Source organism: Exiguobacterium sp. s145 (assembly GCF_018618835.1).
Classification (GTDB): Bacteria; Bacillota; Bacilli; order Exiguobacteriales; family Exiguobacteriaceae; genus Exiguobacterium_A; species Exiguobacterium_A artemiae.
Genome location: NZ_JACSMV010000001.1, coordinates 124,242 through 148,038 on the forward strand (window position 1 = coordinate 124,242; position 23,797 = coordinate 148,038).

27 protein-coding genes and 1 other annotated feature are annotated in these 23,797 nt (G+C 48.6%); of the genes, 23 read left to right on the forward strand and 4 right to left on the reverse strand.

What is annotated here, in order from left to right:
* Positions 1-9 precede the first annotated feature (9 nt).
* Both KNQ07_RS00575 and KNQ07_RS00580 read right to left on the reverse strand, forming a co-directional pair.
* Positions 10-615 carry a PilW family protein gene (locus tag KNQ07_RS00575; protein WP_214763481.1) on the reverse strand — a complete coding sequence of 202 codons (606 nt, stop codon included), beginning with the start codon at positions 613-615 and terminating at the stop codon, positions 10-12.
* A complete protein-coding gene (locus KNQ07_RS00580) occupies positions 578-1,102 on the reverse strand; it encodes a prepilin-type N-terminal cleavage/methylation domain-containing protein (protein WP_214763483.1) in 525 nt (174 codons plus the stop codon). Before KNQ07_RS00580 ends, KNQ07_RS00575 begins: the two co-directional genes overlap by 38 nt.
* 176 nt (positions 1,103-1,278) lie before the next feature.
* Here KNQ07_RS00580 and KNQ07_RS00585 point away from each other — a divergent pair, with 176 nt between their 5' ends.
* From KNQ07_RS00585 to KNQ07_RS00695, 23 genes are all read left to right on the forward strand, one after another.
* Positions 1,279-2,640 carry a G5 domain-containing protein gene (locus tag KNQ07_RS00585; RefSeq protein ID WP_214763492.1) on the forward strand — a complete coding sequence of 454 codons (1,362 nt, stop codon included), beginning with the start codon at positions 1,279-1,281 and terminating at the stop codon, positions 2,638-2,640.
* Between the two features lie 27 nt (positions 2,641-2,667).
* On the forward strand, positions 2,668-2,982 hold the full coding sequence (locus KNQ07_RS00590; protein ID WP_214763494.1) for a hypothetical protein: 315 nt from the start codon (positions 2,668-2,670) through the stop codon (positions 2,980-2,982).
* 8 nt (positions 2,983-2,990) lie between these two features.
* Positions 2,991-4,655 carry a GspE/PulE family protein gene (locus KNQ07_RS00595; RefSeq protein ID WP_214763497.1) on the forward strand — a complete coding sequence of 555 codons (1,665 nt, stop codon included), beginning with the start codon at positions 2,991-2,993 and terminating at the stop codon, positions 4,653-4,655.
* On the forward strand, positions 4,652-5,695 hold the full coding sequence (locus tag KNQ07_RS00600) for a type IV pilus twitching motility protein PilT (protein ID WP_214763503.1): 1,044 nt from the start codon (positions 4,652-4,654) through the stop codon (positions 5,693-5,695). The genes KNQ07_RS00595 and KNQ07_RS00600 overlap by 4 nt, the downstream gene beginning before the upstream one ends.
* Before the next feature lie 4 nt (positions 5,696-5,699).
* The gene (locus tag KNQ07_RS00605) at positions 5,700-6,917 is read left to right on the forward strand and encodes a type II secretion system F family protein (RefSeq protein WP_214763505.1); all 1,218 of its coding nucleotides are present in this window, start codon (positions 5,700-5,702) and stop codon (positions 6,915-6,917) included.
* A 138-nt stretch (positions 6,918-7,055) separates the two neighbouring features.
* A complete protein-coding gene (locus tag KNQ07_RS00610) occupies positions 7,056-7,535 on the forward strand; it encodes a type II secretion system protein (protein WP_214763509.1) in 480 nt (159 codons plus the stop codon).
* 57 nt (positions 7,536-7,592) lie between these two features.
* Positions 7,593-8,351, forward strand: a complete 759-nt coding sequence (locus tag KNQ07_RS00615; protein WP_214763511.1) for a prepilin peptidase — start codon at positions 7,593-7,595, stop codon at positions 8,349-8,351.
* Between the two features lie 18 nt (positions 8,352-8,369).
* On the forward strand, positions 8,370-10,115 hold the full coding sequence (locus KNQ07_RS00620) for a type IV pilus biogenesis protein PilM (protein WP_214763516.1): 1,746 nt from the start codon (positions 8,370-8,372) through the stop codon (positions 10,113-10,115).
* Positions 10,112-10,843 carry a hypothetical protein gene (locus KNQ07_RS00625; RefSeq protein ID WP_214763517.1) on the forward strand — a complete coding sequence of 244 codons (732 nt, stop codon included), beginning with the start codon at positions 10,112-10,114 and terminating at the stop codon, positions 10,841-10,843. Before KNQ07_RS00620 ends, KNQ07_RS00625 begins: the two co-directional genes overlap by 4 nt.
* Before the next feature lie 107 nt (positions 10,844-10,950).
* Complete coding sequence (locus KNQ07_RS00630; RefSeq protein WP_214764729.1) at positions 10,951-11,529, forward strand: Maf family protein; 579 nt, start codon at positions 10,951-10,953, stop codon at positions 11,527-11,529.
* Between the two features lie 47 nt (positions 11,530-11,576).
* Positions 11,577-12,209: a RadC family protein gene (gene radC / locus KNQ07_RS00635; protein ID WP_214764730.1), complete on the forward strand. Its 633-nt coding sequence runs from the start codon at positions 11,577-11,579 to the stop codon at positions 12,207-12,209.
* Between the two features lie 161 nt (positions 12,210-12,370).
* The gene (locus KNQ07_RS00640) at positions 12,371-13,405 is read left to right on the forward strand and encodes a rod shape-determining protein (RefSeq protein WP_012370984.1); all 1,035 of its coding nucleotides are present in this window, start codon (positions 12,371-12,373) and stop codon (positions 13,403-13,405) included.
* A gap of 14 nt (positions 13,406-13,419) precedes the next feature.
* Complete coding sequence (gene mreC, locus KNQ07_RS00645; RefSeq protein WP_012370983.1) at positions 13,420-14,304, forward strand: rod shape-determining protein MreC; 885 nt, start codon at positions 13,420-13,422, stop codon at positions 14,302-14,304.
* Positions 14,297-14,800 carry a rod shape-determining protein MreD gene (gene mreD, locus KNQ07_RS00650; protein ID WP_214763519.1) on the forward strand — a complete coding sequence of 168 codons (504 nt, stop codon included), beginning with the start codon at positions 14,297-14,299 and terminating at the stop codon, positions 14,798-14,800. The genes mreC and mreD overlap by 8 nt, the downstream gene beginning before the upstream one ends.
* A 3-nt stretch (positions 14,801-14,803) precedes the next feature.
* Positions 14,804-15,478, forward strand: a complete 675-nt coding sequence (locus tag KNQ07_RS00655; RefSeq protein ID WP_012370981.1) for a septum site-determining protein MinC — start codon at positions 14,804-14,806, stop codon at positions 15,476-15,478.
* 50 nt (positions 15,479-15,528) lie between these two features.
* Positions 15,529-16,332, forward strand: coding sequence for a septum site-determining protein MinD (minD, locus tag KNQ07_RS00660; protein ID WP_041261996.1), 804 nt, complete (start codon positions 15,529-15,531; stop codon positions 16,330-16,332).
* 64 nt (positions 16,333-16,396) lie between these two features.
* Complete coding sequence (locus KNQ07_RS00665; RefSeq protein ID WP_214763521.1) at positions 16,397-17,734, forward strand: ribonuclease E/G; 1,338 nt, start codon at positions 16,397-16,399, stop codon at positions 17,732-17,734.
* A 78-nt stretch (positions 17,735-17,812) separates the two neighbouring features.
* Positions 17,813-17,882, forward strand: a sequence feature (ribosomal protein L21 leader region).
* 15 nt (positions 17,883-17,897) lie between these two features.
* On the forward strand, positions 17,898-18,206 hold the full coding sequence (rplU, locus tag KNQ07_RS00670; RefSeq protein WP_012370978.1) for a 50S ribosomal protein L21: 309 nt from the start codon (positions 17,898-17,900) through the stop codon (positions 18,204-18,206).
* 3 nt (positions 18,207-18,209) lie between these two features.
* Positions 18,210-18,548 carry a ribosomal-processing cysteine protease Prp gene (locus KNQ07_RS00675; protein WP_012370977.1) on the forward strand — a complete coding sequence of 113 codons (339 nt, stop codon included), beginning with the start codon at positions 18,210-18,212 and terminating at the stop codon, positions 18,546-18,548.
* A gap of 14 nt (positions 18,549-18,562) precedes the next feature.
* A complete protein-coding gene (gene rpmA, locus KNQ07_RS00680) occupies positions 18,563-18,841 on the forward strand; it encodes a 50S ribosomal protein L27 (protein ID WP_012370976.1) in 279 nt (92 codons plus the stop codon).
* A gap of 69 nt (positions 18,842-18,910) precedes the next feature.
* Positions 18,911-19,396, forward strand: a complete 486-nt coding sequence (locus KNQ07_RS00685) for a Spo0B domain-containing protein (protein WP_012370975.1) — start codon at positions 18,911-18,913, stop codon at positions 19,394-19,396.
* 15 nt (positions 19,397-19,411) lie between these two features.
* Positions 19,412-20,707 carry a GTPase ObgE gene (gene obgE, locus KNQ07_RS00690; protein WP_012370974.1) on the forward strand — a complete coding sequence of 432 codons (1,296 nt, stop codon included), beginning with the start codon at positions 19,412-19,414 and terminating at the stop codon, positions 20,705-20,707.
* Positions 20,708-20,748: 41 nt separating this feature from the next.
* Positions 20,749-22,032 (forward strand): hemolysin family protein, encoded by a 1,284-nt coding sequence (locus KNQ07_RS00695; protein WP_214763523.1) that lies wholly within the window; start codon positions 20,749-20,751, stop codon positions 22,030-22,032.
* Between the two features lie 80 nt (positions 22,033-22,112).
* Here KNQ07_RS00695 and KNQ07_RS00700 read toward each other — a convergent pair whose 3' ends face one another.
* Entirely contained in the window at positions 22,113-22,655 is a 543-nt protein-coding gene (locus KNQ07_RS00700; protein ID WP_214763524.1) for a transcription repressor NadR, read from the reverse strand.
* A 20-nt stretch (positions 22,656-22,675) separates the two neighbouring features.
* Positions 22,676-23,767, reverse strand: coding sequence for a cysteine desulfurase family protein (locus KNQ07_RS00705; protein ID WP_214763525.1), 1,092 nt, complete (start codon positions 23,765-23,767; stop codon positions 22,676-22,678).
* Positions 23,768-23,797 lie beyond the last annotated feature (30 nt).

Genomic DNA, 23,797 nt, shown 5'->3' on the forward strand with positions numbered 1-23,797 from the left:
CTTTCTGTCTTAAAAACCAATCGTACTTGTGAGTGTTTGTGTTTCTTCTTGATTGGTGGACTGAATGGTCAAGGTGATTGTCAAAATTCCATGGATGACATAAACTCCAGGGAACTCACCGGTCTTGATTGTGACCGTTTCTGGACTGGATAAGGTAAAGGTTTTTTTGAGGCTGGTCTGTTCATCAATAATCTCCGGTGCCCCCGAATAAATCATCGTCGTATTTTCCATTCGTTTTTCGACAAAAGAATAGGCAACCGGATCAATGACATCGTTCTGATTTGCATTGTAGGGGATGAAACCTTCGGACCGCTCCAATAAACCGGTTGTCCGACTGATATTCGGCAATGTTTTTTTATAAAATGATAATGTATTCGTTTGGTCGATCCGGATAGCATCAAATCCGGTGATTTCGTTTAATATTAAACCGACTGAACTGTCGGCTTCGCTTCGCAATTCACTAATGATACCGGTTGCTTGAAAACTTTTAGTTCCCGAAATAAATACGGTCAAGATGACAGCACTGAAAATGGCGGCAATGACGATGGCGACGAGCAGCTCGACGAGCGAAAATCCATCATTTCGTTGAGGGAAAACTTTGATTAAGCGTCGCATTGGTGATCGATCCTTTCAAAGACGTAATCGGCTCCGGTTGTCCATCCGGATAGACATAAATATAAAGATCGAGTAGATTCGGATCGTTTGTACCGTTTATCTTATGGGGGGTGACGCTGAACTTCACATCAAACGGTAAATTATTTATTTCCGCATCATTGAAGATTGAGTCACAAATAGCCGATACACCACATGACGGCGTGCTCGGCGTCGGGATTGCAAAAGCTCCGTTTTGATAAGTTGTTTGTTGCGCTTTGTCTTTCAGGTCACTGAAAACAAATGGACCGGATTCAGTTTCCAGTGCTTCCCGCCCGATGTAGGAGGCGGCATTTTTGGCTAAGTAATTCGCAAAAGTTAGTTTTGTACTATCTCTCGAAGCGGACAGAGACTGTGAAAAAATACTGATCAATGATACAGATATGATGGATAGGATCGTAATACTGACGAGTACCTCGATTAACGAGAACCCATCTTGCTGGTTTGACATAGACTCACCTCATGGTTAAATCAATAGGATATTTGGACCTGAAAATTGAAAAAAGGTATGTATTCACACATAGAGAAAGTATTTGTCAGGTAGGACTTATGTTTCATCATAATATTCATTATAATGGAAATACTAGACACCTGAAATGGTTATTTCATACGGAAAGGAAACAGATAATGATAAATTTAAAACGTTTTGCTGTGCATACGCTGTTATTGGTCGCCTTGATCGCACTTATCTATGTTCCTTCGTTTGCCTTGATTTCCTTTACGGGCAAAGCAACTGTTATTGAAAATTTTTCCGATACTGCCCGAATCGGCTCCGTTCCGGTCAGCGGATTGACACGAAAAGAAGCAAAGCCGAAAGTGCAGGAAGCTGTCACGTCCTGGTCTAAAAAAACACCACTGACGGTCGGGACAGGAGAAGAAACGTTACCGATCCCGACTGAACTCGTAACATTTAAGATTGAAGAATCCATCAAACAGTCTTCTTTAAAAAAGGGCGGGGCTTTACAAGTGACCGTCGATCAAGAAGCGATGGAAGCCTACCTTGCCTCACAACCGATTACATATACGGAAGAACAGGTCAAGACATTTAATGCCTGGTTGATGAAAACTAGCAAAAAGCTGGAAGAAGGAAACTTTGATCCGTCGGAAACGGCAGCGGCCATTGATCCGGCAGGAGAAGTCGTCTCGAGTGTCACGTTTACGACACGTTCAGCAGCAGAGGAACAGATGATTGACGCAATGGCACAAGTCGATATTAAGGCCGGTCAATTGATGAATGTGAAAACGTACGGAATGGATCCGATGGCTGCTTCTTTTATCGGCAGTAAACTATATGAATTATTTGCGAAAACGCCATTTGAGATCGTCGAACGGATACCGCATGCACAGTTACCGGATGATATCACGCTTGGTTATGACGTCAAAATTGATGAAAAAACAGATTTTGCCGTTCGCAACACACAAGCTGTCAATTATCAGGTCGTCGCGACGAAGAATGGAAGCGATGTCACGTTGGAACTACGCGGGAAACCATTCAAAGAAACCGTCACGGCCGTCCTTGAAGCGGAAAAAACGATTCCGTACCGGACAATCACACGGTATTCGGCAACACTGTCTGCCGGAACGAGCAGTGATACACAGTCCGGAGTCGAAGGGAAATCAATCGAATTGTATCGTGTGACAAAGTCCAATCAAGGAGAAGTTAAACGATTGCTGGCCCTTGATTTTTATGCGGCGACTCCAGCCGTTGTAACGAAAAGCAGTCAAGAGGAGTTACCGCCTGTCGTGACACCGCCGGCTGACGAACCGACAACGGACTCGACGGACGATACGACGAATGATGAAACAACCAATGATTCGACGGATAACTCAACAACTGACTCAACGGATGGAACAACAGACGGAACGACAACACCGGAAGAACCTGTGACACCGGACCAACCGACGACACCAGATACTCCGGACACACCGACGACAGGAGACCCGGCCTCTCCGGTCGAGGACGATTCGACAGAAGGCGCTGTCGGCTGATTCTGCTAAAAAGAAAAGAGGATGAATATGAACTGGACGGACTTAGCAATTGAACTCGGTATCATTATCGGTCTTGCGACCATCATTTGTGGATTGATGTTTGCAATTCAAATTCCTTTCATCACGACTACCGCAGCAAAAGTGATTCTTTCATTGACGGCACTTGTCTTGGTTACTTCGCTCTACTTACTCGTTAAGTTTGACTGGATTTCCAATCCTTTGATCATTGCCGGTTACATCGTATCAATTCTTGTTGTGACGGCGATTACGAGTGTCATTGATGAAAAAAAACAAAAACTGACACCACTGGATGAGGAAGAAACATGGCACGCGGAAGGATGACAATGTAAATGGCGATGAAACGAAAACGATTAGGTGAAATGCTGTTAGAAGAAAGCGTGGTGACGGAAGCACAGATCGAAGAAGCCTTATCCGTCAAACGAACATCGGAAAAACTCGGGGATACGTTGTTGCGGCTCGGTCACTTAACGGAACAACAGCTGATTGAAGCATTGCATCATCAATTAAAAATCCCTGTCATTCAACTGTATAACTATCCGGTCGATGTCGCGGTAACGAAATTGATCTCCAAAGAACTGGCGCAGCGGCATACGCTTGTACCGGTCTATCGAGAAGGGAACCGGTTGTTCATCGCGATGGCCGATCCGATGGATTTGATTGCGATTGATGATTTACGGTTGCAGACCGGATTGATGATTGAGGTGGGACTTGCGACACGCGACGAAATCCGGCGGACGATCCTAAAGTATTACGATATCGATTCATCCTTACGCGAATTACTCGAGTCGGACGAGATGACGATTTCCGATACATCACGTGATACGGTGACACGTGAAGATGCGCCGATCATCCGTCTGGTCAATCAAATCCTCGAGAACGGAATTTCCCAACGGGCGTCCGATATTCACATGGATCCTCAGGAAACGTCCCTGTCGATCCGGATTCGGATTGACGGTGAATTACGGACTGAAAATAATTACCCGAAACAGATTCAAAATATTTTGACGACCCGGATCAAAGTCATGAGCGAACTGGACATTACGGAATCCCGTCTGCCGCAGGACGGGCGAATTAAGTATCTCCATAACGGAGTGGCCTATGATTTCCGTGTTTCGACGTTACCAACCGTTTACGGTGAAAAAGTCGTCATTCGGATTCTCGACAGCTCGAACTCCAACATCTCGATTGCAAAAATCGGATTTAGCGAACGAAACGAGCAACAATTCCGTGACATGTTGAAACGACCGAACGGTATCATTTTGATCACCGGACCAACCGGATCCGGAAAATCCTCGACCTTATACGCCGCTTTAAATGAATTGAACGATGAGACACGGAATATCATTACAGTTGAAGATCCGGTCGAGTATCAAGTCGACGGCATCAATCAGGTCCAGGTCAACTCAAAAATCGGCTTGACGTTTGCGAGCGGACTCCGTTCGATTTTACGACAGGATCCGAACGTCGTCATGGTCGGGGAAATTCGGGATATCGAGACAGCCGAGATTTCAATCCGGGCTTCATTGACCGGTCACCTCGTCCTCTCGACGTTGCACACGAATTCCGCTGTCAGTTCGATCACCCGATTGATTGACATGGGCGTTGAACCGTTCCTTGTTGCAGCTTCGGTTACCGGATTGATTGCGCAGCGTCTCGTCCGGCGCGTTTGCCGTGACTGTGGTGAAGTCCAGCCGTTGTCGAAGCGGGAAGAAGAATTATTTGCGCAAGAAGGCATCACAGCGACGACCGTCATGCGGGGACGCGGCTGTTCATCGTGTAACATGACCGGTTATCGCGGACGTCTGGCAATCCAAGAAGTGGTCATGGTCGATGAAAGCTTACGACGGATGATCATGAATCAATCAACGGAGAGTGAAATCACGATGTATGTAAAATCACAAGGACAACGGTTACTGTTGGCCGATGGACTGTCCAAAGTCGCACAAGGCATCACGACGACCGAAGAAATTCTCCGGACGGTGATTTCCGAATGAGTACGATGGAGCGCGCCCAAATTGAAGATATTTTACGATCGTCGAAAGAAAAAGAAGCATCCGATGTCCATCTGACGGCCGGCTCACCGCCGGTCTTTCGAATCAACGGGATGTTAACCCCGTTCGGGACAGAAAAAATGAAACCGATTGTCATCGAAGGATTCGTTCGCTCGCTGATTACCGAGGAAATGTTTTTACAGCTAAAACAAGACCGGGACATCGATTTTTCGTTTGGTGTGACGGGAGTGGCGCGTTACCGCGTCAACTGTTTTTATCAACGCGGCGCATTGTCGATGGCCTTTCGGACGATTCCGACTGAAGTTCCGACGCTCGACCAATTGTCATTGCCGCCGGTCTTAAAACGTTTCCTGACGAAGCCGCACGGTTTGATTCTCGTGACCGGTCCGACCGGTTCCGGGAAATCGACAACCTTAGCTGCGATGATCAATGAAATCAATCAGACGATGTATAAGCGGATCATCACCCTCGAAGATCCGATTGAATATTTGCATAGTCATCAGAAAAGTCTGATTGACCAGCGGGAAATCGGGATTGATGCCCCGCGGTTTGCGACCGGCTTACGGTCTGCTCTCCGGCAGGATCCTGATGTCATACTGCTCGGGGAGATGCGGGATCTTGAAACAATTTCGACGGCCGTGACAGCTGCAGAAACCGGTCATTTAGTTTTTGCAACCGTCCATACGTCGACGGCGGCCTCGACGGTTAGCCGGATTATCGATGTTTTTCCGTCGGAGCAACAAGATCAAATTCGGGCGCAACTCGCAAACGTCCTGGCCGGAGTCGTTTCGCAACGACTGATGCCACGAACGGATGGGACCGGTCGGGTGGCGGCGCTGGAAATCATGGTTGAGACACCGGCCGTCTCAAACTTGATCCGGACCGGAAAGGAATATCAGATTCAATCTGTCCTGCAGACAGGGAAACAGTACGGGATGCAGACGATGCAGATGGCATTACAAGACTTAGTGAGTCGAGGTTTGATTCCAGCATCAGCCGCGACACCTTACATATCGGGGTGAATTAATGACAGTCTTCAAATATGAAGGTCGCACGATGACCGGTAAACGGAAAAAAGGCAAGATTACAGCACTGACGAAACGGGAAGCAGCAGAACGTTTACGGACCGATCAAATTGCCGTAACGTCACTTGAGAAACAGGAGTCCAAAGGCTTAAATACGGAGATTACATTTTTGACTGCGAAACCGAAAATTGAGCATCTCGTCATGTACGCCCGGCAGTTTGCGACACTCGTCCGGTCCGGGGTTTCGATTGTTAAAGCGACGGAAATCTTGCGGAAGCAGACTGATTCAAAACCGCTTGAGCGGGCACTTGTCGAAGTTGAAGATGATTTGCGGAGCGGCATTCAATTTTCGCAAGCAATTGAAAAACATCCCCGTGTCTTCGATACGTTTTTTGTCAGTATGGCGATGGCGGGGGAAGCCAGCGGAAACTTGGAAGAAGCACTGGATAATATCGTCACCCAGCTACAGAAACAATATGAAATCAAACGCAAAGTCATCTCGGCACTGATTTACCCGGCGGTCGTTTCAATCGTCGCAGTTGGTGTTGTCGTGTTCTTAATGCTGAACGTCGTCCCGACATTCGCCTCGATTTTTGATCAGCTCGGCAGTGAACTGCCGTTGATCACCAAAATCGTCGTGGCGGTCTCTGACTTTTTTGTTGCCTATTGGTGGGTCTTACTCTTGATTGTGTTTGGTTTACTCGGATTATTGTATTTTAACTTAAAAAATGAACGGCAACGTGTTGTCTTCGACCGGTTGTTGTTAATGATTCCGGTATTTGGTCCATTGATTCAAAAATCACAAATTGCGTTGATGACACGGGGACTGGCTGTCCTGCTGAATGCGTCGGTCCCGATTCTCGCGTCACTCGACATCACGGAACGGATTGTTACGAACCGGGTCATCCGCAAAGGAATTGCCGCTGCAAACGAAGCGATGTCACGCGGAATTCCGATGCACGAACCGTTGGCGAAAAACAAATACTTTCCGCCACTCGTCACACAGATGATTGCGATCGGGGAGGAGTCAGGACGGCTTGACTCGATGCTGACGGAAGTTGCCGATTTTTACGAAACGGAAGTCGAAACGACGACAGATCGCTTGAAGTCTATCATTGAGCCATTATTGATTGTTGTTTTGGCCGTCATCGTCGGTGTCATCGTCATCGCTGTCGTCGTCCCGATGTTCAAAATCTATTCCGATATTCAGGCCAGTTGACAACTGTAAAAACATTTACCTATCGTACAAAAAATACATTTTCTACAAAAAATATGGTGCTACTATAATAGTATTCATCTGGACAGTATGACCTATACGCCGGAAATAGTAAAAAAGTGCTAGGGAGGAATAGTAAACATGTTAGAACGTCTGAAAGAAATCTGGTTAGATGCAAAACAAATGCGCGATGAGCGCGGCTTGACATTGATCGAGTTACTCGTAGTTGTCGTTATCTTAGGTATCATTGCAGCAATCGCTGTCGTCGCCATCGGCGGATTGATTGAGAACTCACGTAAGGATGCACAAGTATCTAATGCAAAACAACTTGTTAGCGCAGCGAAACTAAAAGTGGCAGCTGATGCTGCTGGAATTAAAAAGGGTGACACACTTTATTTTGTTGGAGAAACAGGGACTGGAAATGTAAACGAATTAGATGAGTACATTGATTCTTTGAAAGATCCTATGAATAGTGATAAAGCTTACAAAGCAGCTTTCGTGACAGTTGATCAACAAGAAAATGGTAAATTTACTTATACCGTTACTATGACTGGTTCTAATGACACGGCATACTTTGACGGTGAATCGTCTTCAGACTTAAAAAGATCAGCCTTAGATTGAGTAACTTCCCCCCCATCTCGGGGGTTTTTTTCTGAACTTTTTTAAGGAGGGAACTGTATGATGACAGTCGTCTTTACCGTTTACTTTTTTCTGATCGGGATGCTCGTGACCTCATTTACGAACGTCGTCGGCTTACGAGTGCCGGTCGGGGAATCGATTGTCCGTCCGCGCTCGCATTGTCCGAACTGCGGTCATGTCCTCGGTCCGCTTGAACTGACACCGGTCATCGGTTATCTCGCACTCGGAGGGAAATGCCGGACGTGTCAGCTGCCGATTTCAATCAAGTATCCGGCACTCGAATTACTCGGCGGTATGTTATATGCGTACGCCTTTTATCAGTTCGGCTGGTCGATGCAATTCATCCTGTCGATTCTGCTGACGAGCCTGCTCAGTATCCTCGTCATGTCCGATCTTGCCTACATGTTGATTCCGAACAAAATCTTATTATTCTTTTTACCGATTAGTCTGATTGTTCGCTACCTTTCTCCCCTTGAGAACTGGTATAATCCAATTATTGGCGGATTCGTCGGATTCTTTCTATTGTTCGTGATCTTTCTTGCGTCACGACAAGGGATGGGGGCAGGAGACGTCAAGTTGTTTGGTGTGCTCGGGATTTTTTTAGGTCCGTTACACGTCGTCATCGCCCTGTTTGTTTCCGCGTTCGTCGGATCGATCATCGGACTGGGGTTACTCGGTTTCAAACGCGTTGAACGAAAACAACCGATTCCGTTTGTTCCCTCGATTGCAGTCGGAACATTACTGACATATTATTTCGCGGACGATTGGGTGAAGCTTTATCTCGATCTGTTCCTCTAGGAAAGGAAGAACATACATATGGCGCAAGCTCGGCGCAGAGGTACATATATTTACTTTAATTTCACAGATGTCGGGATTTTTGGAGCGGTCGTTAAAAAGGGTGTTATCAAACGACGAGGCGTCGTCTCGTTACCGCCCGGAACCCTTCAAGGGGGGTGGCTCCAACCGGAAGCATCGCTTGATCTGATTTTTGACAGCTTACTGGCGAAGTTAAAGGTTCCCCGCGGTTCGCAAGCGGTCTTGGCGATTGACGGATCACTCGTCCTGGCCCGGAAACTCGAAATTCCGGAGACGGTCGAGACGAATCAGATTCGCGGATATTTGTTTATGGAACTGGGACACAGCATCGTCCTGCCGTTTGAAGAACCGTATTTTGATTACACGCTGCTCGAAGAAGACGGTAAACGGGAAATCATGTTGTATGCGGCACCGAACGAAGCGTTAACACAGTACATGGAACTGTTCCGGAAAAAACATATCCGTCTCGTGGCAGCGGAGCCCCAGCCACTGGCAACGTTTTTTGGTCTCGATGCGCTGTATGAGGTCGAAGCCGACAGTAATCTATTGATTTGGAACGTCAACGCGACGAATCATCAGCTGATCATCATTGAAGACAAGATACCGCGTCTGATTCGTTCGGTCGATACGTTTGTCGCGAATGCCTGGGAAGTCGATGTCAACGAGGACCGGTTGCATTACCGGTATCAATCGGACGATGCCAACGTCGAATTCATCTTGGAAGAGATGTTACTGGAATTTTCACGTGTGCTTGATTTCTATCGCTTCTCGTTAGCACGGGACGGGCGGGAAATTAGCCGCGTCATGCTGACTGGAGATTTTCCGTTTCAAGAGGAGCTGGTCCGCCGGTTTGAAACGAACTTTGATGTCCGGTTGGAACAAGTACCGGATGTACTTGATGTGGCAGGTCAATCGATTCCAAAAGCTTACTTACCCCTCGTTGGATTAGCAACGGTCCATAAAGACCGGATTAACTTGTTGCCGGACAGTGATGTGGCTCCAAAGTTTTCACTGGTAGCTTCCCTCATCTTGTTGTTATTCGGCGGGATGGCCGGAGGATATCTCTACTGGCAGACCGATCAATTTGCCGATCGGATTGAAACCGCGAACAACCAGATTCAAATCGTCCGGACGCTACAATCGGAATCGGCCCAATCCGCCAAACAAGAAGTCGCGCAGCTCAAGCAGACAGTTGACGGGCTTGAAGCGACACCACGTCCAGCTGTTCCGGCTCTTGAACGGATTACACGGTATCTGCCGGAACGCGGTTATATCCTGCAGTTTGCCTATGGCGCCGACCATCTTGTCACGATGAATGCGCAGTTCGAGACACTTGAAGAGTTAAACGGGTTTTACCGTCAATTGTTGACGGATACGGCCTTCACCGGAGTGACGTTAACGAGTGTCACGACAAAAACGATGAATGAAGAGGCGGAAGTCGTCACATCGACGACAATTGATCCGACGACCGGTCAAGAAATTCCATCGACGACAATTACGCCGACGGATGATACGGAGACGGAAGAACCGCGCTATATCGGACAATTTGGTCTGACGGTCGTTCCGGCGGAAGTCATCAAAGGGGAAACGAACCAGGCGGATCCCGATGCGCCGAAGGAAGACGCGGCGACGGATGCAGTGGTCGATCCGGAAGCGGAATCGACGGAAACGGTTGAACCGCCGACAACCGACACAGAAGCGGGCGAACCCGTTTCGACTGAAGTAGAGGAGGTGGAAGAAAATTGAAACGATACAGTGGTCTCATTCTTCTTGCCTTGACGATTGTCTTGATCGTCGGAGGGCTCGCCTACTTCGGATATACAACATATACGACTTACCAAGAGCTGAATCAAACGGAAGCAACGCTTGAGCGGGAACAGATGGCGCTTGAAGCAGCGAAGGCGAATGAACAAAAAGTGGATGTTGCTGAATCCAGCTTTCTTCAAAAACAAGTACCGGTCGTACCGGCGAATGATGACGTGATTGATGCAATCAATGCGGCCAGTCAAATTGCCGGTGTGAAAGTCCAAGCTATCACGTTTGGCGCAACTGGAACGGAAGCAGCTCCTGCATCGCCGGTCCAGTCAACGCCTGCCGTCGATGGCGCAATGGCAACAGAATCCGAGACGGAAGCTGCCCAGACGGCAGAGACACCGGTTGCGACCACAACCGCGACGGCACTGCCAGCTTCTTTGACGGTCGAGGCTCCGTCCTATCTTGAACTGATGGCCTTCCTCAAACAGATCGAACGGACGGACCGGATTACGATTTTACGTCAAATTCAGCTAACCGGTCCGGATGAACCCGGTCCGGGAAGCCAGACGATCGTATTAGAGGACGAGATGATGTCCTTTACGGTGGAAATCGAAAGTTACTACCGTCCGGATTTGACACAGCTGATTCCGGATAAACAGACGCCTCTTCAAGAGACGACACCTAAATCGGATCCGTTTGTCGATGTTACAGATAATTAATCAAAAAACAGGTGTCGCTCTGACTCGGAGCGGCACTTGTTTTTCGTTATACTGAAAGTTGATTCCAGTAAGACTGGTCGAAAAAGAAGGAAAAGAGCGTGATACTGATGATAACGCAACACTCATTGATTCTGGCTTCGGCCTCTCCGAGACGGACTGAACTGTTACGGCAGATCGGTGTGCCCCATACGATACGGCCGGCGAATGTCCTGGAGGAAGCACCGTATCCGATGGCAGCCGAAGAGTACGTGATGTATTTATCACGGAAAAAAGCCCGCGCTGTCGCGAAGCCCGGTGAAATCGTCCTGGCGGCAGATACCGTCGTGGCACTGGATCAGCAGATTCTTGAAAAACCGGCAGATCAACCGGCTGCCCTCGAAATGTTCCGGCTGTTATCCGGACGGACACATGAAGTCGTGACCGGTGTAACCCTTTTACAGGATGAACGGGAGGAGACGTTTACGGTCACGACGACGGTCCGGTTCTGCAAGATCCCGGAAAGCTGGATGTTGTCCTATGCTGCGACAGATGAGCCGTATGACAAGGCGGGCGGATACGGAATTCAGGGGAAAGGTGGTCTGTTTGTCGAAGCGATTGACGGCGACTATTACAATGTCGTTGGTCTGCCGATCAATCCGATCAGCCGCCGTCTTGAGGCATTTGGAATCGAGCCGATGTTCGCGTAATTCCTTGTACAGAAAGGTCGGATGAAGTGATTGAATGGCCAAAGGATATGATTCAATTAAAAGGGTTGGCACAGGCGACGACTGTGGAATTATTGGCGTGTCTCGTCCGCAGCGGAACCCGGAACCGAAGTCCGCTTGAAATCGCCGAAGACTTACTTGAAATCTATCCGTCGCTGATCGAACTGGAAGCAGCAGGTGTCGGCGGACTGGAGAAGGCACCGGGCGTCGGAAAAGCAAAGGCGCTTCAAATCATGGCGGGTCTGGAACTTGGCCGTCGGCTCGTCACGGAACCGAAATGGGTCCGTCCGGTCGTCCGCTCACCGGATGATGCCGCGGAATTGCTGATGGAGGAGATGCGGTTGTACCAACAGGAACACTTCATCTGTCTGTATCTGAACACGAAAAACGAAGTGATCTCGAAGAAAACACTGTTCATCGGCGGACTCAATACATCGATTGTTCACCCGCGCGACATATTTCGGGAAGCCATCCGTTGTTCGGCGGCAAGCTTCATCGCCGTCCATAATCATCCGTCCGGTGACCCGACACCGAGCCGGGAAGATATCGAGGTCTCGGAACGAATGGTTGAAGCGGGCAGATTGATCGGAATCAGTTGCATCGATCACCTCGTCATCGGACATGGACAATTTATTAGTATGAAACAGCGGGGATTTATGTAAGAATAACGTCTGAGGGGGAACTGTGCTTCCTGACCTCAGGCGTTTTTACTTTTGTAATAACCATTGAACTGTAAACAAGCTGTAACGTTTTAACGCTTTCCAAGGAAGGCTTTTCCGTTATAATTAGTGAAGTGTATTCTCAGAGAGGGGTTTTTTGAATAATGTTTGGATCATTTAGCCGTGAAATCGGCATTGACTTAGGTACGGCAAATACGCTCGTTTATGTGAAGGGGCAAGGCATCGTCGTGCGCGAACCTTCTGTCGTCGCATTCCGTACCGATACAGGAAAGATTGAAGCAGTAGGTAATGCAGCGAAAAACATGATTGGACGGACACCGGGAAACGTGACGGCACGACGCCCGATGAAAGATGGGGTTATCGCCGATTATGAAACAACGGCTACGATGATCAAATACTTCATGGATCAAGCAACGAAGAAAAAAGGCTTATTCTCGTCTAAGACTAACGTCATGATCTGTGTACCAAGCGGCATCACATCCGTTGAAAAACGTGCGGTTGAAGATGCAGCCAAACTCGCTGGTGCACGCGAAGCTTATACGATTGAAGAACCGTTCGCGGCAGCAATCGGTGCCGGTCTTCCGGTTTCTGAACCAACGGGATCAATGGTCGTCGATATCGGTGGCGGAACAACAGAAGTTGCTGTCATTTCACTCGGCGGTATCGTCACAAGCCAATCGATTCGTGTCGGTGGAGATGAGATGGACGAATCGATCATTCGTTACATCAAATCGAAATACAACCTGATGATTGGTGAGCGGACGGCTGAAACGTTGAAAATGACGATCGGTTATGCGCGGATTGATGAAGAATCGGAAAACGAGACGATGGAAATTCGTGGACGTGATCTCGTGACGGGACTTCCAAAACAAATCGAAGTCACAAGTGCAGAAATTTGTGACGCGTTGTCGGATACGGTCGATGCAATTTTAGCCGGTGTCAAGCATACGCTCGAACAGACACCGCCGGAATTATCAGCAGACGTCATGGACCGCGGAATCGTCCTGACAGGCGGCGGCGCTCTTCTGAAAAACTTGGATGCTGTAATTGAAGATGAAACACGCATCCTGACACTCGTTGCGGAAAATGCGCTCGACTGTGTTGCAATCGGTACAGGTAAATCACTGGAGATGATGAATGTGTTGCGTTCGAAATCAGGCATCTCACAAAAAAGATAAGGACGGGATGAGCGATGAAGCGATTTTTAAATAATCGAAAACTGCTCATCACACTCCTTAGTTTTCTCCTTTTGGTGATTTTAATCGGAATCTCGCTTCAAGGACGTAACCAAACCCATTGGTATCAAAGCTTTGTCCGCGATACTGTCGGGGTTGGCCAACGTCTTTTTGCGACACCGATTGGCTGGATTGATGATACGGTCACTTCGGTTAAAGAAGTGCGCGATGTGTATAAGGAAAATGAGTATTTAAAATCACGACTGGGGGACTATGCCGGAAATTCCGTCAAAGTCCGCGATCTGGAACGTGAGAACAATGAATTAAAAGACATGTTGAAGTTAAAAGGGTCGATTCGTGATTACACGTTATTACCGGCAGAAATGATTGGTCGGACGTCATCCGAATGGCAACGCTTCGTTACGGTCAACATCGGTAAAGAACAAGGGGTGAAAGCCAACATGGCCGTCGTGACGGCAGATGGGTTGGTCGGCCGTGTCATTCAGACAAGTGCCTACACGTCACTCGTTCAGTTATTATCGGATACAAGCCGGACGAACAATGTCTCAGCTGTCGCTGACGATACAAAAGGAAAAGGGGTCTTCGGAACGATCGAAGGCTTTGACGAAGAGACGAATCTTTTGAAATTCACAAAGATTCCGAACGACGCCAAACTGAAAAAAGGTCAAATTGTTACGACATCCGGACTTGGTGGCAAGTATCCGAGCGGTATCGTCGTCGGTAAGATCGAACAAGTGAAATCGGATCAATACGGTGCTTCGAAAATCGCATACGTCAAACCGGCAGCAGACTTCGAACAGTTTGGTCACGTTTTCGTGATTCAACGCGAAGCGAAGGAACCTTTCGCTGAGACCGACAAGGGAGGGGACACTCGTGAATAACATCAAGTTGTTTTTCGCCGTGTTCCTTCTTTTTATCTTGGAAGGAACACTGTTCGCAGGTCCGCTCGGAGACGGCTCTCCTTACGTCATTCATGTCACGCTGATTGCGTTGATGTTTTTGGGGCGTTACGGAAAAATCGAACAGGCGCTTGGTTTTGGACTGCTGTTAGGTCTGTTATATGATTTCGTCTACTCGGATATCATCGGAATTTATTTATTTGCGCTATCTGCCATTCCGCTTTTTAGTAGCTTCGTGCTAAAATATGTAAAGGAGAACGTATTAACGATTATCGTCACCTTTACGTTCAGCGCTATTTTGTTTGAACTGGATATTTATTTCTTCACGGCTTCGGTCGTAGGGGTCGGTGTTCCCTTCAAGGAACTCGCGACACAAATCATTCCAAGGAGTCTCATTGCGCAGTTAATTGGGATCATCGTGCTGTATTATCCGATGACACGACTGGTGCAATCCACATTTGATGAGAAAAGAGGATGAGTCATGATTGAGCGTAAGCGTTATGTAACGATGAAAGGTCATCGTGGTGGCCTCGCCGTCTATGTAAATGAAAGGTGCAGTGTGGATGAATTTCTTGACGATTTAGAATTGACGCTTGCCGACAAATCCGTCGAGAACGGACGCGCCGTTCCGATTACCTTCTTCTTTGGTCGCCGTTATGTCGACGAAGGCGTTGTGACGGCCGTCGAGTCCATCGTCGCGCGTCATGATTCATTTTCATTTAATGGGTACGACAGCGAGTGTCTGACGAAGGATGAAGCAAAAGCCCTGTACGGGGAACGAACATTTCATTACTTCGGCGGCACGGCCCGCAGCGGGCATGTCGTAGACGTTGAAGGATCGATTGTCGTCATTGGCGACATCAATCCGGGAGCCGTCGTTCACGCAACCGGCAGTATTTATTGCCTCGGTGCGTTACGGGGGACGGTTCATGCAGGAAAAGGCGGGAATCATCAGGCTGTCATTGCTGCCAGTGTCTTACAACCGAAATGGATTTCAATTTCTGATTTTGTTTATGAAGATCCGGACGATGCGCCGATTCAGGCACTGGACATGGGCTGTGCGTTTGTCGGGGAAACAGGAGTAGAATTTTCTCGTCTTCAAACCGTTCCGCTTGCGCGGATGGATCAATTTGCGATTGATAGTGAAAGAGGGTGACAGATATGGAACAAGTGAAAGAACAGGTACATAAAGATGCGAAAACGCATGTGGGACGTGCCATCGTCGTCACATCTGGTAAAGGTGGCGTCGGTAAGACGACGACAACGGCTAACATCGGGACGGCACTTGCGCTGATGGGGCATTCGGTTTGTCTCGTTGATACAGATATCGGTCTTCGGAATCTAGATATCGTTCTTGGCCTCGACAACCGGAGTATCTATAATATCGTTGACGTCGTGACCGGACAGTGCAAACTGCATCAAGCCCTCGTCCGTGACAAACGTTTTGAAGAAATGTATCTGTTACCTGCTGCCCAGTCCAAGGATAAATCATCCGTCACACCGGAACAGGTAAAAGGCATCATTGATTCGTTGAAACTCGAGTATGACTTTGTTTTGATTGACTGCCCGGCAGGAATCGAACAAGGATTCATGAATGCGATTGCCGGTGCAGATGAAGCGGTCATCGTCACGACACCGGAAAAAGCAGCGGTTCAGGATGCAGACCGGATCATCGGAATGCTGGAGCGCTCGGAACGTCAAATCGTACCGAAGCTCGTCGTCAACCGTGTCCGTTCGCATATGATGGCGTCTGGAGATATGCTCGATATCGACGAAATCATGCGTATTCTGTCGATTGATCTGCTTGGTCTGATCGTCGATGATGAAGAAGTCATCGCGGCTTCACATCGTGGTGTACCTGTGACGATGAATCCGGATAACCGGGCTGGTCTCGGCTACCGGAACATCACCCGCCGGATTCTCGGAGAGTCTGTTCCGTTGCTCGACATCATGGAACAGCCGCAAAAAGGATTTTTCGTGAAACTTAAAAAAATGCTTGGCATGAAATAAGATGGGGAAAAATAGACTAGAAGGGTTTTGATGCTTCTAGTCTATTTTTCATGGAGGAATGAAGATGAAATGGATTAGTGAACAGACTCCGTCCCTGGAACGGGTGGCATTGGTCGAAGGAGGACGGGTCGTCGAGTACCATGAACGGATGCGGGATGAGATTCGGGTCGGTACGTTGCTGCATGCCAAAGTCGATCGGTTGCATCCGACACTGGAAGCGGCATTTTTGATTGCGACGGATGGGACGCCGCTTTATTTACCGATCAATGAGACGCTCGAGACGTTACGCCGTTATCCGGAAGTTCCGACAATCGGCCAAGCCGTTCAGGTCGGTCAAACCTTACTCGTACAGGTGGTGAAAGAAGGGGCTGCGCCGAAACAGCATAAAGTCACACAAAACATCACCTACGGCGGACGGTTTCTCGTCTATTTCCCGTATGGACGCCGTGTACGCTTCAGCCGCAAACTGGATCTCGTCGTCCAGCAGCAGCTGGCGAAAGTGATTCCGGTAGCGGAAGAAGAAGGGATTTTATACCGGACAGAAGCGGCACAAGCCGAGGTCGGAGTGTTGATGACGGAATTAAAGCAATTGCGTGCGCGTCATCAACACATGCTACAGCAGGCGACGTTGGAACAGGATGAGCCGTTGATCATTCAGGAAGCGAAACGGTTAAGTCATGTCGCCGAAGCGCTTGTCACGACCAGAGCGGAGAAAGAGCGGCTCGAGCAGATGGGGTTGCAAGTCGAGCGTCCGATCATCAAAGGGCGCCTGCCGGTCATGGAACAGGTCGACCGGGCGATTGAGAAGGCACTGGACCGGGTCGTTTGGCTTGATGGTGGTGCTTACCTGTTGATTGAAGAAGTCGAGACGATGACCGTGATTGATGTCAACAGCGGGAAAACGGTTTCCGTCAAAGAACAAAAGCGGACATTTGATCAAATCAATGAAGCAGCTGCTGTTGAAATCATGCGGCAACTCCGTTTGCGGAATATTAGCGGCATGATTGCCGTCGATTTTTTAAGGGGTTCCAGTAAAGGGCAGACACGGGTGACGCAACTGTTGAAGGAACGGGCCGCACATGAGTCAAAACAGATTGAAGTATACGGTTTTACGAAGATGGGATTATGTGAATTGACGCGTCAGCGGCACGGAAAGTCCTTATTCGAACGGTCCCGGGATCACGGTCAGCCGTCTAGGATTGCCATCCACCGGCAACTCGAACCGCGGCTGATGGAACTGGCAACTCATGCGGAGGCGGCGGTCGTGCGTGCTCCGCTCGCTTTGCTCAGTCCGTTGCTTCTTGCCGAAAGTCCTCTCGAATTGCTTCTGGTAGAAGGCGAACCGGGGATTCTGTTTACCGGCACGAAAGTCGATTGTGACGATTTCGTCAAAAGACAATAAGAATAAAGGAGAACGTTATTGACAACAGTCAGCATCGTTTGGTATTCTGAATAACGTTAGTTCGTTTGGAAAGCACCCAAATGACTACAACCGCACAGACCGGGTTTTAAAGCATCCGCTGCCCGTGATGGCGAGTCTGAGTTCCTAAGAGGAGGTGCACGTAATGTACGCAATTATTAAAACTGGTGGTAAACAAGTTAAAGTCGAAGCTGGCCAAGAGATCTACGTTGAGAAATTAAACGCAGACGTCGACAGCACAGTAGAATTCGGCGAAGTCTTGATCCTTGGTGGTGACGATGTTAAAGTCGGCGCTCCACTCGTAGAAGGTGCGAAGGTCGTAGCAACGGTCATCAAACACGCTCGCGCGAAAAAGATCACAGTCTTCAAAATGAAAGCTAAAAAGAACTACCGTCGTAAGCAAGGTCACCGTCAACCTTACACGAAGGTCCGCATCGAGAAAATCGAAGCGTAAGCCATGATACGTGTCAAGATTCGACGAGATGAAGCGGATTTGATCCGTTCCATCGAAGTGACAGGACATGCCGAGTTCGCTGAGCCTGGTTTAGATTTAGTCTGTGCCGGCACATCAAGTGTGATCTTCGGGGCATATAATGCCATCGAATCACTGCTCGGGCAGGTCCTGCTCCTTGAAATGGCAGAACAACAAGAAGGTGGCTACTTTTACGTAGAACCGTATGCTGACTTAGCACCGGATGTCAGTGAACGCACCCAATTGTTACTGGAAGCGATGTTGGTCCAACTCGGAACCATCGCCGACAGTTACGGTGAGTTTATCCAACTTGAACAAATATAGGAGGTGGATTCCACATGTTGAAACTTAATCTTCAGTTCTTCGCATCGAAAAAAGGGGTAGGTTCGACAAAGAACGGTCGTGACTCGCAATCGAAACGCCTTGGGGCGAAACGTGCAGACGGTCAAACTGTTTCTGCTGGTTCAATCCTCTACCGCCAACGCGGTACGAAGATTCACCCAGGTATGAACGTCGGACGTGGTGGCGATGATACACTTTTCGCAACTGCAACTGGTGTCGTTCGTTTCGAACGTCTCGGACGCGACAAAAAACAAGTCAGCGTTTACCCAGCATAAGTGATCGATGAAGCAGACTCTAGCCACTTTCAGGGGTTAGGGTCTGTTTTTTTTAGGAGGGAACGACTGATGAAGGATGAACAGGTACTGGATCTTTTGAAGTCACTTCGTCACGAATGGTTGAATCGGTTACAACTTGTTCGTTCATATAGCGCGATGGGTGACGAGGCGGCTGTTGAATCGATTTGTTCAATGTATCGGGAACAAGCGTCGCGAGAAGGACGTCTTTCTCTGATTGGACTACCGAAAACGGCACTCGCACTGCAACGAGCAGATTGGACAGGCCTAACTGTCGAATATGATGTAATCGAAATACCAAAGCAGATCGAGGATTCACGCTTGGCGTCTATTCTTGAAGCTGCGTTTGACATGATAGAAGTGGGGAATGGAGAAGTATCCGTGACCTTCCATGAGGGCGTGACCATCGAGATCTATCGGGATCTACTAGATATGTCGCGCCTTAAAGATCTAGTGACGCCGATGGAGATCGAGTCACAGACAGAACATGAGTGTGTGATTGAAATCGAAAGTCTTCCTGTCGAGGAAGAAAAGTAATAGGAGGGATCTGACATGTTTGTCGATCAGGTAAATATTTATGTAAAAGCAGGAGATGGAGGACGCGGGCAGGTAGCGTTCCGTCGCGAGAAATATGTTCCAGACGGCGGACCAGCCGGAGGAGACGGTGGGCATGGTGCTCACGTCGTTCTCGAAGTGGATGAAGGACTTCGGACGTTGATGGATTTCCGTTACAAACGTCATTTTAAAGCCGTTCAGGGTGAAAACGGGATGTCGAAAGGCATGCACGGACGTAAAGCCGAGCACCTTGTCGTTAAAGTCCCACCCGGCACCGTCGTGTATGACGATGATACGGATGCAGTCATCGCTGACCTTGTTCATCACGGACAACAAGCCATCGTGGCAAAAGGCGGACGCGGCGGACGTGGTAACTCACGTTTCGCAACACCAGCGAACCCGGCTCCGGAACATGCAGAGAATGGTGAACCCGGTGAAGAGAAATACTTGAAACTCGAATTGAAAATGCTCGCAGATGTCGGACTTGTCGGCTTCCCAAGTGTCGGGAAATCAACGATGCTGTCGATCGTCTCAGCAGCCCGTCCGAAAATCGGGGCGTATCACTTTACGACGATTACGCCGAACATCGGTGTCGTTGAAACGGAAGACAGCCGCAGCTTCGTCATGGCCGATTTACCGGGTCTGATTGAAGGGGCAAGCGAAGGTGTAGGTCTTGGTCACCAGTTCCTCCGTCACGTCGAGCGGACGAAAGTCATCGTGCACGTCATCGATATGAGTGGTATGGAAGGACGCGATCCGATTGACGATTACAATATCATCAACAAGGAGCTTGCGGACTATAACCTTCGTCTGACAGAACGACCACAAGTCGTTGTCGCCAACAAAATGGATATGCCGGATGCGGAAGCGAATCTCGAAGCATTCAAAGAAGCATTCCCGGATCTTGAAGTGTTTGCCATCTCGGCTGCAACACGCCAAGGGTTACGCGACCTCTTGTTCCGCATCGCTGATCTTGTTGATGCGACGCCGGAATTCGGTCTCGAAGAACTCGAAGAAAAAACAGCGACACCACGTGTCGTTTACGGATATGAAGCACCGGAAGCCGGATTTACGGTTTCGAAAGATGAAGATGATTGCTTCGTCATCAAAGGACCACGGATCGAGAAGCTGTTTACGATGACAAACTTCATGCGTGAAGAATCCATCAAACGCTTTGCCCGGACGTTGCGTCAAATGGGTGTCGATGAAGAACTTCGTAAGATGGGTGCGATTGACGGCGACGTCGTTCGAATCCGCGACTTCGAATTCGAATTCATCGAGTCTTCGTTCTAAAATACAACAAGTTCATTTGAGAAATGGAGTGTGAGAGCATCGTGGACCCACTTCCCGCGATTCAGTTCATCTGGTTTTTCGTCCTGCTTGTCATCTCGGCCTTTTTCTCCTCGTCTGAAACCGCCTTGTCGAGTGCAAACCGGTTACGGATTTTGCATCAGTCGGAGGAGGGGAGCCGTCGTGCGACCCAAGCTCTTCGTCTGTTGCAACGGTATGAGGAGACGCTGACCGCTATCTTAATCGGAAACACCTTGTCTAACCTCGGTGTCGCGATGATCGGTGGCTGGTTGGCGATGACGGTATCGACGGATCTATTGGTACAAATCAGTATTGTTTTTCTGACGTTTCTGTTCATCTTGTTATTTGGGGAGCTCATTCCTAAATCCTATGCTCGGGAACATGCGGAAACGTATGTGTTTTGGATCAGTGGTCCGCTGCATGTCTGTCTGAGTCTCTTTAAACCGGCGATTTTCCTGTTTCTGAAGTTACGACAGGTTGCGTTGTTGCTGATTGGGGCCGATCCGAAAGGACCGCTTGTCACCGAACAGGAATTACGGGCTTTAGTCGATATCAGTGAAGAAGAAGGTGTCATGGACGAAGCGGGAGCAGAAATCGTGCATCGGGCGGTTGACTTTAAGAATGTCACGGTCGAAGAAGCACTGACACCGCGAACGAATATTCAGGCAATCGACATTGATGCCGGTTTTGATGAAATTTTACGTGAAGTGCAAAAAGGCGGATTCTCGCGTTTGCCGGTCTATAAGGATTCGATTGATCACATCATCGGAGTTTTATCAGAACGTGACTTTTTACGGGAATTCGTCAAGCACGGACGTGTCGAAATTCGCGAATTGATTCGTCCGGTTTCGTTTGTCGTTCCGCAAACCCACATCATTGATTTGCTACCGGAATTAAAAGTCAAACAGTCACATATGGCTGTTGTACTCGATGAATTCGGAGGAACAGCCGGTTTGATTACACTGGAGGATATTCTCGAGGAACTGGTCGGAGAAATCTGGGATGAACATGATGAATCACTCGAGTACACGAAACAGGTGAGCCCGAACCGGTATGAATGTCTGGCGGAATACGACATCGAAGATTTTTGTCATCAATTTGACTTGGCGATGCCGGAAACGGAAGCACAGTCGCTTGGAGGCTGGATTATGGAAGATGTCGGTCATATTCCGGAAGTGGGGACTCAGATGGTGTATGGACCGTTGACCTTGACTGTCCTGCACGTCGAAAACCGTCGGGTCCGAACCGTTTCAGCCGTATTCTCACAACATGAACCATCAGAAGGAACGGACGATTTAAACGTCTGATCTGCATAACAAAAGGCCCGTTCCGATTAGGAATGGGCCTTTTTGTTATGAAAGGATGTATTTAAAAGGCATCCTCGTGATTAAACATCGAGTTCTGAAACAAGAATACCCAAACGGTCGAGCGCATCGATTGCGGCATTTAACGCTTCTTCGTTATCCGCTTCCAGCGTATGAATGTGGACACCATCCGTCAAAGTGGATAAAGGGGTCGCCTGCGTTTCTTCCAGTTGTTCGATCAACGCCCGGACATCGCGGCGGCTTTTCAGCATCAATTCTCCTGTTAAAAAGCCGTAGACGGGATGTTCGACGATGACATCACGGATGATGACACCTTCATCGACGACGGCGTCACACTCTGCTTTTAATTGATCACTAGCGTGCCGGCAAACGACTTTTCTCATATGGCGGGATTCGTCAAGCTCCGGATGATTTAATAGATATCCCCGGGCAGTCGCAACGACAGGATGTCCTTTTGCTTTTAGCAATGATAAATCCTGCACGATGACCTGGCGGCTGACACCTGCCTGCTTCGCCAACTTCGTTCCTGTGACGGGTTGTTCGCTTTGTTGAATGATTTCTAACAACTCTTGCCGGCGTTCTTCTCCGGACTGTCTTCTTCCCATGATTATTCCTGCCTTTCCAATTAATCTGATTCCTCCAGAGAACATAGAACATCGATACATCGCTCTACTTCCTCGGCTGTTGTCATCCGACCGAAACTGAGTCGAATCAATCCATGAGCCGCCGACTCATCAAAACCAATCGCCCGTAAAGTCGAGTTGGGGCCATTTTCACCTGCACGGCAAGCGCTTCCCGCCGAGACGGCAATTCCGGCACGGTTCAGGGCGAGGAGGACGAATTGACCATCCCGTTGTTTCGTATGAATGGCACAAATCGAATGAAGTTGCTGAGGGGACTCAATGATTTGATAATAAGCAGCTGGAAGTCTTTTTTTTAGCATACCACGAAATCTTTTGCTCGATGCCTGGATCTGTTGATTTTCCTGAAGATAACGGTGACATGCCATCATGAAAGCAGCAATTCCCGGGACATCGACGGTTCCCGGCCGGATTCCGAATTCGTGGTGCGCCTCATAATAGGGACTGAACAGGGGATGACGCAAATAGACGGCACCGAGTCCTTTCGGTCCATACACTTTATGACTGCTGATCGTATAAGCTTCGACGTCGGTCAAATCAACCGGGTTCTTCAAAAAGCCTTGAATCCCGTCACAGTGGAACAGAATACCTTTTTTTCGGCAAAAGGCGGCAATCGCGGCAATCGGAAAGATGAATCCTGTTTCTGAGTTTACCTGCTGGATAGAGACGACACCGACCTCTTCCGTACACACTTGTTCGAATAAGTCCCAGTCGAATTCACCGGTCGTCTTTAAATCGAGTGCCTGCCAATGGACTGCCCACCGTTGCAAAGGAAGTAAAACGGAATCGTGTTCCGATTTAAGTGTCAAGACAGTTGTCTTATTGGTTTGGCGGAGAAGATGGCTTAAAGCGATGTAATTAGCTTCAGACCCGCTGCCCGTAAATATAATCGTTCCTTCCGTTACACCGAGCCATTGCATTAATTTATTCCGTGCCTGTTCCAGCAGTTGAAGGGCGTCTTCTCCCGTGTCATGGAGCGAAGAACTGTTGCCGTAGAACCGTTCTGCCGTGTCCCGATACTGTTCGATGGCATCCGGGTGCATAGGTGTCGTTGCCGCATGGTCTAAATAAATCATCAATTATCGTATCCTTTCATCTTGTCACTC